At 64.2% G+C, this 10,657-nt stretch carries 8 protein-coding genes; all 8 read right to left on the minus strand.

The genetic code is table 11. The features are described 5' to 3' along the window. Positions 1–55: 55 nt before the first annotated feature. Positions 56–328 (minus strand): DUF1016 N-terminal domain-containing protein, encoded by a 273-nt coding sequence (locus tag IWX63_RS15730; RefSeq protein ID WP_199279107.1) that lies wholly within the window; start codon positions 326–328, stop codon positions 56–58. A 571-nt stretch (positions 329–899) separates the two neighbouring features. Beyond that, positions 900–1,946 (minus strand): NAD(P)-dependent alcohol dehydrogenase, encoded by a 1,047-nt coding sequence (locus tag IWX63_RS15735; RefSeq protein WP_199279100.1) that lies wholly within the window; start codon positions 1,944–1,946, stop codon positions 900–902. A 133-nt stretch (positions 1,947–2,079) separates the two neighbouring features. Further along, a complete protein-coding gene (locus IWX63_RS15740) occupies positions 2,080–2,454 on the minus strand; it encodes a cyclophilin-like fold protein (RefSeq protein WP_199279101.1) in 375 nt (124 codons plus the stop codon). A 181-nt stretch (positions 2,455–2,635) separates the two neighbouring features. Continuing rightward, the gene (locus IWX63_RS15745) at positions 2,636–4,723 is read right to left on the minus strand and encodes a putative bifunctional diguanylate cyclase/phosphodiesterase (RefSeq protein ID WP_199279102.1); all 2,088 of its coding nucleotides are present in this window, start codon (positions 4,721–4,723) and stop codon (positions 2,636–2,638) included. 262 nt (positions 4,724–4,985) lie between these two features. After that, positions 4,986–5,381: a DUF4913 domain-containing protein gene (locus IWX63_RS15750; RefSeq protein ID WP_199279103.1), complete on the minus strand. Its 396-nt coding sequence runs from the start codon at positions 5,379–5,381 to the stop codon at positions 4,986–4,988. Continuing rightward, entirely contained in the window at positions 5,378–7,066 is a 1,689-nt protein-coding gene (locus IWX63_RS15755; RefSeq protein WP_199279104.1) for a type IV secretory system conjugative DNA transfer family protein, read from the minus strand. The genes IWX63_RS15750 and IWX63_RS15755 overlap by 4 nt, the downstream gene beginning before the upstream one ends. Then, entirely contained in the window at positions 7,063–8,604 is a 1,542-nt protein-coding gene (locus tag IWX63_RS15760) for a hypothetical protein (protein WP_199279105.1), read from the minus strand. Before IWX63_RS15760 ends, IWX63_RS15755 begins: the two co-directional genes overlap by 4 nt. Continuing rightward, on the minus strand, positions 8,605–10,137 hold the full coding sequence (locus IWX63_RS15765; RefSeq protein ID WP_199279106.1) for an SCO6880 family protein: 1,533 nt from the start codon (positions 10,135–10,137) through the stop codon (positions 8,605–8,607). Positions 10,138–10,657 lie beyond the last annotated feature (520 nt).

A 10,657-nucleotide genomic window follows, 5' to 3' on the forward strand; every position in this document is an offset into this window, starting at 1 on the left:
TCAAGATGAATGCTTAGACACACTCATCTCAGCAGGGCCACGAGCTTCTTGCTATCTACGACACGAGACCGCTTCCCCACCAACCGTGAAGAGCCGAAAAACCCTTCATGTCCGGGAATTCCGAGCGCAGATCCTCGGCAAGCCGACGGACGACCCCGCTCCCCCACCCCTGCTTGCTCTGCTGCTCCAATACCTCACGGCCCATGGACCAGTACAGCTCGATCAGCTGCGTATTCACCGTCCGCAGGACTCTCGAACGCGCGTCCCTGACCCGATCCTTCAGTCCAGCCAGAAGTGCGTCATAACCACTCGGTTGTACTGAACTTATAGGGGTGGCCGTGTCTTGATCGTAGCTAGTTCCTCCCCGAGGATCCGGCTACCGGCTGCGGCACCCGCGGACTCGTCCTGCCGTCTCCGGCCGTGACAGCTCAGAGCGGCTGAACATAGACGGGCACTGGTCGTTCCAGGTGCGGGCAAAACTCGGCGAACCTCACCCCAACAGCTACAAACTTCGGAAGTCTGTGACTACGTCATTCCAGAGCTGTGCGATATTGCTGCCACCCTTGTCGAGTCTGGGCTTCGAGGGTGTTCTGTGTGGCGCCTACCCGGGCGTGACTGTTGGTGAGGATTTGGTGTTCAAGGACGGCCACTGACCAGCCATGGTGGGCAGTCTGTGCTGCGATCAGGTTCGCACTTCCTGGTCGTCGACTTTGTTCACGAGGGTGACGCTGCGCTCCAGCTCAATTGTCCAGACGGTGTCCGGACAATTGCTTCGCGGAGATTGACTTGGCTGCGCTCTTCACCGCTATCCGCGTACCTGCGACGGAACCGGTCCGTCAGCGTAGAGCAGGTCACCTCTGCCGGAGCTGAGGGAGGTGACCTGCTCTACGCTCTGGTGGTCAGGCGAGGGTGGCGGCGTCGATGACGAACCGGTAGCGGACGTCGGAGTTGAGTACTCGCTCGTAGGCGTCGTTGACGTCGTCGGCGCCGATCAGCTCCGTCTCGGGGACGATGCCGTGCTCGGCGCAGAAGTCCAGCATCTCCTGCGTCTCGCGGATGCCACCGATCATGGAGCCTGCCCAGCTGCGGCGTGCCGGGATGAGAGCGAACGCGGGAACCCCGAGGGGTTCGGAAGGAGCCCCGACGTTGACGAGCGTCCCATCGACTTTCAGGAGGCCGAGGTAGGCACCCATGTCGACCTTCGCCGAAACCGTGTTGATGATCAGGTCGAAGGAGTTCGCGAGCTCCGTGAAGGTCGCCGGGTCCTTGGTCGCGTAGTGGGCTTTCGCGCCGAAGCGCAGGGAGTCCTCCTTCTTGGAGGTCGTCTGCGAGAGCACGGTGACATCGGCGCCCAGGGCCGCGGCGATCTTAACGCCCATGTGGCCGAGACCGCCGAGGCCCACGATGGCCACCTTCGTGTCCGGGCCTGCCTTCCAGTGGTGCAGCGGCGAGTAGAGCGTGATCCCGGCGCAGAGCAGCGGGGCGACCTTCTCGAAGTCGAGGCTCTCGGGGACGTGGAGGACGAAGTCCTCGGTGACGACGACGGCCTGCGAGTAGCCGCCCTGGGTGACGGTGTTATCGGCGGGGTCGACGCCGCCGTACGTCTGAACGTTTCCCTCGGTGCAGTATTGCTCGTCGCCGCGGCCGCAGTACTCGCACTCGCCGCAGGAGTTGACCATGCAGCCGACACCGACGCGGTCGCCGACCTTGTGCTTGGTGACATCGGAACCGACTTCGCTCACGGTGCCGACGATTTCGTGGCCGACAACCTGAGGGTACTGGATCTCGCCCCACTCGCCACGGACGGTGTGGATGTCGGAATGGCAGACGCCGGCGTAGGCGATGTCGATCATGACGTCCTTCGGGCCGACGTCGCGGCGCTCGATGGTGGTCCTGATCAGCGGTTCCGTGGCGGACGGTGCCGCGATGGCGTTGACGGTGCGCATGATTCTCCTTGAGAACGGTGTGGTGTGCTCACGCTGTGAGCGTGTGGGTGGGGCATTGGGGTGTCGTGGTGACGGCGGGTGTTTCGATGTCGATCGGTGGTGGCCGCGGTCTTGAGGAGCATGAGATGCGGGATCAGCCGCCCGGACGGACGGTGATTGTGGACGCACCGTCCAGGCTCTCCACGGCCGGCACGTCGTCGAAGATTCCGAGGGGGACGACGCCTGCGTAGTAGCGGACCTGGTCGTAGTAGAGGATCAGTCGCTGGTCCGGGACGTAGTATCCGATCATACCGGGTTCGGCGCCACTGCCAGCGGGTGCGCCGTCGAGGTCGAGGGGCTCGGGGAGCTCCGCGACTTTCTCCTGGCCGCCAAAGTCACTCAGGGACAAGGTGAGCGGGAACTGCTCCAGCAGCGATATCCAGGCCTGGTCGAGTGTCGCCATGACATCCTGGCTGTCCGAGACGTCGCAGTCGAGGGCAATGGCTTCTCCCCCGCCGCCGGTGATCATTTATGCTGTTTCGTCGTGACTGGCGTCTCGGAGGTCGGTGGCGACGACACGGGCCCCTTCGGCGGCGAAGGCCAGCGCGGTGGCGCGGCCGATGTCCGGTGGTTGCGCCGGCCTGGGATGCCCCGCCGAGTTGAGTCCCTGATAGTGGTGTAACGCGGTTGCCGGGTTCGTCGGGCACCAATCAACCTCCGATCGTTGGCATCACCTTCCCGTAGAGAAAACCCTGGGTCCGGTCGCATCCTAGACGTTTCAGGTAGTCGGCCTGGATCTGGGTCTCGACCCCTTCAGCGGTGACGTCGAGACCCAGCGTGTGCGCCAGCGCAATCATCGACTCCACGATTGGTGACCGATCGGTCGAGTGGATGATTCCTTGGATGAAGGACCTGTCGAGTTTGACGGCATCGACGGGCAGGTTCTGAAGCTGCCCGAAGGATGAGTATCCGGTGCCGAAATCATCGAGCGAGATCCGCACTCCTGCGCCGCGCAACACGGTGAGTTCAGCGATGACATGCGGGTCGGCTCCGAGGAAGAGGTGTTCGGTGACCTCGAGGACCAGTTGCTGGGGATGGACCCCGTGGCCTTGGATTGTCTCGAGGGTTGTTGCCGCGAAACCGGTTTGCGCGATTTGTAGTCCTGATACGTTGACCGCCAGACTGCGGTCCGTATTCCCAGCGAGCCAAGTAATGCTGTCCTGGCAGGCCCGGGCGAGGATCTGTTCTCCTAATTTGATGATCAGGCCGCTACTTTCGGCCTCGGGAATGAAGATGTCTGGAGGACACGGCCGACCCTCCCACGTCCATCGGGCGAGGGCTTCGTATTGGATGACCGTGCCTGAGCGGTCCTGAATGGACTGGTACATAGGGTAGATCTCGCGGGCGGTGACGGCTTGTCGGAGGCTTTCCTGCAGACGGGACTTTTGTAGGAGCTCTTCCATCATGTGCGGCTGGAACCGGACAAAACGGTTCTTGCCGGCACGCTTAGCCCCATACATGGCGATATCAGCCCGCCTGAAAAGATCCGAAGCGCCGCTGTTGGGGCAACAGTCCGCGTACCGGCTGGCGATGCCGAGACTGATGCTGGGACGCAGGGCTACACCGTCGATCTCCACGGGTATCCCGAGGGCGTCCACGACCCGCTGCGCCACCTCATCCGCATCTGTCGCTGATCGTAGGATTACCACGAACTCGTCTCCCCCAATCCGGGCAATGGTGTCGCATTTCCGCACACATTCTCCTAACCTCCGGGCCACCTCGATGAGCATCGCATCTCCGGCTTGATGCCCGTAGATGTCATTGACCTCCTTGAAGTCATCAAGATCCAGCAGAAGGACCGTGAGATCCTCTTCAGCTGGGGCGGTGTGCGCCGCCTCCAGCGCCTCGTTGAACAGGGCGCGATTACCAAGCCCGGTGAGCGGGTCCGTATATGCGAGTTTGCGGAGTTCCTTTGCCCTCTTGCGAAGTTTCCGTAGGGCCTTCGTGGCTTCGAGCTCGGCTATGCGTCGTGTTGTGATGTCCCGGAAGCTCCACACCCGGCCCACGACGGTTTCGGCCAGAAGTTGGGGGCGGGAGAACCGTTCAAGCACCCGCCCGTCATGGAAGTGCAAGACATCGAGGCTTTCGGCCAACGGCTCGGCGTAGAGCTCGTGGACTTTCGCGAGGAAGGCGTCGGGGTCGCGGAGCTGTTGCAGGACGAGCTTCATGACGGAGGCGTCGTCATGGGTTGCCAGGACGATACTCGGAATCTGCCACAGCTCTGCGAAGCGTGAGTTGGTACCGGTGATACGCCCGTCTGTCCCGACCACAAGGATCCCGTCGGCTGTCGATTCGAGTGTCGCGTTGAGCAGGGACACAAGTTCTTGCATCTGCGAAGGAGGTGCTATCTGGTTATCGCTCAGGGACCGCACCGACACAACCCAGAAGGGGTTATCCGGAAGACGTGCGACAGACGCCTCGACGACGAAATTATTGCCACTCAAGCGCTGGGCCCGTGTCGTGAATACCCGCGGTTGCAAGACATTAGCGGTGAGAGAATCAGACACAGAAGAGTCGAGATCCTCCTCCCAGGACGGAAGGCACGTGCCCAGGGAAACTCTTATCAGTCCGCTGTCCGCATACCCAAATAACACGTCCGCTGCGGTGTTGGAGGCTGTGATACGGCGCAGTTCCGGATCGACCAGCAGGACCGCGAAGGCCATTCCCTCAAGCATCAACCGCTGGAACTCCACCGGGTCCTGCTGTATCCCGAGATCGGGCATGATCATGCTGGACATCAGTGTGGCGTCCCTCCATACGAATCTGTCCTAAGAGGACAACCTATGCGATGAATCCCCCATTGCGGACAAGCAGTCACGGCCGCCGCTGATCGAGCACTAAAATTGAGGATTCGTTGAGGGCTCCGGTTTTCACCACGGTCTCGGGTGGGAAGGACTTGCGGGTCGCCGCCACAGTCCGTCGATCCTCATCGCTGCGGATCTGACGATAAGTATTGGTTTAGGTGCCCGCTCGATTCCATGCGCCCGGGACGCTCCTCCTTCACCACGCCCAGCTTGGCGGCGGGTGGTCCGTAGTGAGAATCCGCCGGGCAGTCTTTTCCATGTGCTTGGTGCCGCATTCTCCGAAGGGTCCGCGTTTGGTGAAGAGAACGCTGGCGTGGCGGTCGTAGTGGTCGATCCACCACGACGACATCCCTCCTTCTGCCTGTGCCCCCAGCCATTGCTCGTATAAGGCCCGGAACCTGTCGACGGCCTCGGGGTGCCTCCACCACTGGGAACACCAGAACTGGTTCTGCGATTTGTCCACGGACTCGAGCATCGTAACCAGGGATTCCACCCAGTCGACGAGCTCTTCCGGGGTGAAGGTGAAGTCCTCGGCCTCTTCGTAACCGTTAGGTTCGGCGCCATTTGAAGCATGCTCGTGAGGTTCTGTCATGACGGGCTTCCGGTTGCAGCTGTTTTGATGCGCTCGACGGTGGAGCCGATGCGGGCGTTGATGGTCTTGTCGCGGAACCAGGGGATGGTGCGGACAATGGCTCCGCCCCCGGTGGAGGTCTTCACCCACGCCCTATTCGCTGGCAGATCGGAGAGCTGGGCGACGGACATGATGTCGCGCCGCTGAGTCTGCACAGACCGGGAGGACCCATTCCTTGAGGTCGAGCTGCTGCGGACCTTCGCGTCGTACTGGCCGATCGTCTTGGACAGTGATTCGAGGAACTGTGTGTCGTCGGATCCGCCGCCGTAGACCTTGATCGCGGCTGCGGACCAGAGGGTGTCCCAGCCGGTGCGTTCGAGCATAGCCACACCCTGGCCGCGGGTCTGGAAGTAGGCGCTGACGACGATGCCCATGGACCCGAAGAACGAGTACCACTCGGGCAGCTGCTTGAGCTTGACGACGTTCCCGACCTCGTCCAGGTCAGCCACCAAAGGAACCGGCAAGCGTCCGCCGGCCCGGCGTGCGGCGTGCTGGGCGGCGGTGAACACCGCGTAGACCAGCGTGGAGACGAATGCGGCGCCGGAGCCGGCTGCGTCCTGCGAGAGAAGAATGAGCGTGTCCTTGCCTGTCACGAAGCGGGCAGGGTCGAACACCGGCACCCCGGGGGTAGATGTGGACCAGGCGACGAGGTCGTCGTGGACGAGGGCGGAGGCCATGCGCTGGGCGCTGGCGGCCACCGAACCCCGTGTGTCCTCAGGCTGGCCGTTCATGCCCTTCAACGCGGACGCCGGACCCGCATGGCCTGCGGCCTCGAGCAGTTCGGCGGGTTCCATGAAGTCGGCGGAGGAGACCCACCGCAACACCTCCTTCATGGTGTCGTTGTTCTTGGCTGCGGCCAAGAGACACCAAGCAAGGAAGTCGCGTCCCTGTGAGTCGAACTGCGCATCCCCTTTGCCCTGGCCGGCGCTGGGAGCCGACGAGGTTTCGAAGATTGACGCGACCTCACCGGCGCTGACGGTGTCGGTGACGATTCCGAGGGGGTTGAAGATCATCGCGGGCCGGTGGCTGTCGCGCCAGATCCGTTGCGGATCGAACAGCCACACCGTTCCTGTATCGGAGCGGGCGGCCAGGACCTCGGCGACGCCGTCGACCTTGTTGCTGGTCATCAGGTACGCACCGGGAGCCTCGGTGGCGTGACGGACGACCTGCGTCGTGGTCTTGCCCCGCCCTGTCCCCCACACATGGGTCGAACACTCTCGCCAACCCTGGATAACAGCCTTGGCGCCGGAGTCACCGGCGTACCCGATCGTCAGGCCGGGGCCGATACCTTCCGCGGTCGGGTGGAGGCGGGCCGCTTCGGTGAGGCGGGCATCGAGCATCGCCGGGCGCATTCTCCCGCCCGGGCTCATCCGACGGGACGCCTCGGCGGTCCTGGACACAGGGCGAGTGCTCCACCACGCGAGAGCCGCGATGACCACGACCGCTTCCGCGCCGAGCAACCAGGACGCGGCCGCCGGCCACGGATCCCCCGTAGCCAACCCGATGGCGAGAGTGATGGGGTTCCATGACAGGTCGGTGGGAACCGGGGTGAAGGCTTCCCCGAGGTGGATCAGAGCGACCGCGGCGAATGCGGCCAGGACGAGAGAAGAGAACGCGATGACTGGGCCGTTCTCCTCGGTCTTCATCGGTTCACCTTTGCCTGTGCAGCAGCCCACGCCTGGTTGGTGTTGTGGGCTGCGAGTTCGCCTGCGGTGAGGTTGACCCGGAACGGGACCCCGGGTTCGGACCCGGTTTTCAGCATGAATCGGCCGCGTCCGGGGGGTGGGGATACCTGGTTGGTGTTGGGGTTCATGGATCCTTCGGCGGACCAGCCGACCAGCATCGCTTTCTCCCGCTCGGAGACGGGGAACACCGTTTCGAGCAGGTCCATCTCGTTCTGCGCCAGCCCGCCGAGGATCTTCACGGATGAGCGTTCCACGAAGCCGGTGGCGATTTTCGTCAGCTCGTCCGTGGACAGTTGCAGGTCCTTCATGGAGTGCGTGATCATCAGCTGCCCCAGGCCCTTGGTCCGGTTCAGGCGGGTGATGGAGTCGATCTGGTGGACCAGAAGCTCGCTCGCGCGCAGGGACTGCCACAGCTCGTCCATGATCATCAGGTGATGGCGTTCCTCCATCAGCCCGGCATCGGCGAGGGTCTTCGCGGCCGAGATGCCGGCCTGACCGTAGGACCAGCACACCGTCTGCACCGCGGCGCGGAGCGTCAGCTGGGACTCGTCGATGAGGGAGATGTCGAAGTCCACGGACGTGTCGATCTTCATTTCCTTCGTGGTCTGCTGGCAGAACACGTCCCCGAACGGGCCATGCTCCCCCAACGCGTTGAGACCCGCCAGGAGATTCTTGACCTGCGGCAGGTACTCCTTCTCCTCCTCGATGAGCAGCGCCGACTGGATCTGCGGTGGCGCGGCCTTGATGGCGGCGACGACGTCGCCGACCAGCGGCTGCCGGTCCTCGGCTTCTGCCTTCTCGGCAGCCATCGCGATCGCCATGGACAGCACCGTCTGTTCCTGCTTCTTCGCGTCCAGTGGTTCCTTGAAGACCAGTTCGATGAGCCCGGTGAGGGTCATCAGACGCCGGGCGTGGATCTCGGCGCGCATCTGCCGTTGCATCGGGGCCGGCAAGCGATCCAGTTCCCGCCACAGCGGACCGGCGTCCAGCGGGTTGATCGCCCCGACACCGGGGGCGACCTGCACGACCTGCCCATTGGTCTCCAGAACCACGCCGGCGAAGTCCGGTTTGAGGTCCCCTGCCACGAGGATCAGGAACCCCTGATCGATCAACGCCAACGCCATGCGGACGGCGACCGAGGACTTCCCGCGCCCGTTCAGGCCCAGGATGAACCCGGACGGCGAGGAGATGATGCCGTGCAGGAACAGGCTGATCGGGTCTCCGCATACCACGGAGCTGTTGAGCAGGTTCCGGCCGAGGACCGCACCGACCAGCGGGGAGGACGTGCCGACGCAGAACGGCCACAGCCCCGCGGTCTGGTTCGACGTGGCTGTGAACTCCGGTGGCGGTTCGACCCACGTCACCATGCCGCCCTCCCGGACCCGCATGCCCTTCTCCGTGAGCTGCGGGAACGACGCCGCACTGACGGCGGCTGCCGTCTCGGAGCGGCCCAGGAACCGGTCCATGACCGTGTCGACGATTCTGTCGAAAGCGGACATCTACAGGGCCTTCCTGACGTCGGAGGAGATGGTGGCCAGGTGCTCTGGCACGAGGCCGAGTCCGAGGTTGAAGGAGAACGCGGCGTCGTCGTTGTAGTCGCAGGACCGCATGCGGATCTGGATGCCGGTGGCGGCGTTGCGCATGATCTTCGCTTCCGCCGCCTGCAGCTGCTCCGGGCTTTCGACGGTGGCGGTGACACCGATGGCGAAGCGCACCAGCGCGGCCCCTTCTGCTTGCTCCCGTTCGGCCTTGCGTGCCTTCTCGAGCGCGATGATCTGGGAGCTGGTGGGGCGGCGGCCCTTTTGGTTCGTGGCGAACTGGGCGTTGGTGAGGGCTTGGGCGACCTGCTGCGCGGACTTTTCCGGCGGCTGGGGCCGGTAGAACACGGTGACGCGTTTCTGCAGCATGCTCGCATCCGGGCCCAACAGGGCGACCAGGGCGTTTTCCCGGAAGGTGCCGGCCGGGGGCCGGAACATCTGCCACGACTTACTCGACACTCCGGCGTGGTCGTACCGGCCCGGGTACCCGACCGTCCTCGTGGCCGAGGGGCCGACGTCGTGCCAGCCCAGCCCGGTGCCGGCCCCGGAGAGCCGGGCGCGTTCCACGGCGGCCGCGGCGTGCGGGTTGAACGCGACGAACGTCTGATCGGTCAGGTCCGTGGCCTGCATCAGGGACACGCTGCCCGCGCCGACGTCCTCGAGTTCTTCCCTGAAGCCCTGGAGGAGCGACTTCACATCGGCCACCAGCTCCTCGGCCGATCGTTCGGGCACCCGGTCGGCGTCGTTGGCTTTGCCGCTGAACGTCAGCGCCACCCACTGCTCGAGTTTCGGGACGTTGTGGTTGAGGTTGTTCACCACGTCATCCATGACCTGCCGGGCGAAATCGGGCACCTCGTGGGATCCTGCCTGCTGCCGGGCGACCGCGATAGCGTCCGGCAGGCGTTCACCCGGATCGGTCGTCGACTGCGTCGTCACCGAAATCTGCTCCACCCGGGCGTTGGAGCCGGCGTCGCGCTGGAACGCGGCCCATGACCCAACGAGCCGATTCACGCGGTCCTGATCCAGCAGACCCAGCCCTGAGGAGTTGGTGGAGAAGAAGACGGTTCCGGTTTTGAGTTTCGGGTGCCACAGCATGACACCGTCGTTCCCGAAGAGATCCTGGAAGTCGATCAGCTCGGTCGCGGCCAGCAGGCCGGGAGCACGGAATGAACCGTCCGGGATCTGCGAGACGGGACCTGCCTTGTAGACGGTCTTCCCCGCCGTCTTGCCCTTGGCGTGCATGCTGCGCGCCAGCCACCGTTCAGGCTTGGACCGACCGTGACGGTCCTTGGACCCCAGAACAGTCGCGGCGATGAACGCGACCAGGGCGATGCCGACGGCCACCCAGATCTGGGCGGCCATGATCGCGATGAACACGCCCACCGCGCCCGCCCCGAGGACGACGGTCGAAGCCATCGAGAACCCCATCAGGCCGGCGGTCCGGTCCTCGGCGATGTTGCCATACTGCCGGATAATTGTCTGTTCCGTGCTCAACTGTCATCCCCACTTTCCACTGCGCGTTCCATGTCCCTTGCTGCTTCCCGTAGCGCGTACTCGATGCGTTGCCGGTTCTGCGCCGACTTATCCGCCCCGGACGGCGCACCGGCCCGGAAACCCTCAGCCGTCGGCGAGGTCGAGGATGCGGCCCCAGGTGCTTCCGTTGGAGGCTTGTCGGCTGATGCTGCGGGCTCTGCCCCGCTCGGTCCTCCAGCTGACGAGCTTCCGTTACCGGTACCGGATGGGGTTTCCATCGGCGATTCTGTGGGTGCGCCGGTCCGTTCCGCCTGAGGCTGTGCGCCCGTTGGGCCGTTCGAACCACCGGGCGCGCTTTTTCCGCCAGCACCACCAGCACCGCTGCCGGCGCTGCCTGCAGCACTACCGGCATCAATGACCGGTGACGTCTCTGCCCCGGATCGTTTCGGACGCTGCTCTACGCCCGAAGGACCACCGGAACCGCCACCGGGACCGCCAGCGCTTCCTCCCGATGACCCGCCCGCTGCATCCGACGCCAGCG

This window comes from Arthrobacter sp. CAN_A2, assembly GCF_015752045.1.
In the GTDB taxonomy this organism is placed as follows: Bacteria; Actinomycetota; Actinomycetes; order Actinomycetales; family Micrococcaceae; genus Arthrobacter_D.

Coding starts and splice junctions, on each gene's coding strand:
- IWX63_RS15745 (WP_199279102.1), bottom strand. CDS start 4,723: ATGTCCAGCATGATCATGCCCGATCTCGGGATACAGCAGGACCCGGTG.
- IWX63_RS15760 (WP_199279105.1), bottom strand. CDS start 8,604: ATGTCCGCTTTCGACAGAATCGTCGACACGGTCATGGACCGGTTCCTG.
- IWX63_RS15750 (WP_199279103.1), bottom strand. CDS start 5,381: ATGACAGAACCTCACGAGCATGCTTCAAATGGCGCCGAACCTAACGGT.
- IWX63_RS15735 (WP_199279100.1), bottom strand. CDS start 1,946: ATGCGCACCGTCAACGCCATCGCGGCACCGTCCGCCACGGAACCGCTG.
- IWX63_RS15740 (WP_199279101.1), bottom strand. CDS start 2,454: ATGATCACCGGCGGCGGGGGAGAAGCCATTGCCCTCGACTGCGACGTC.
- IWX63_RS15755 (WP_199279104.1), bottom strand. CDS start 7,066: ATGAAGACCGAGGAGAACGGCCCAGTCATCGCGTTCTCTTCTCTCGTC.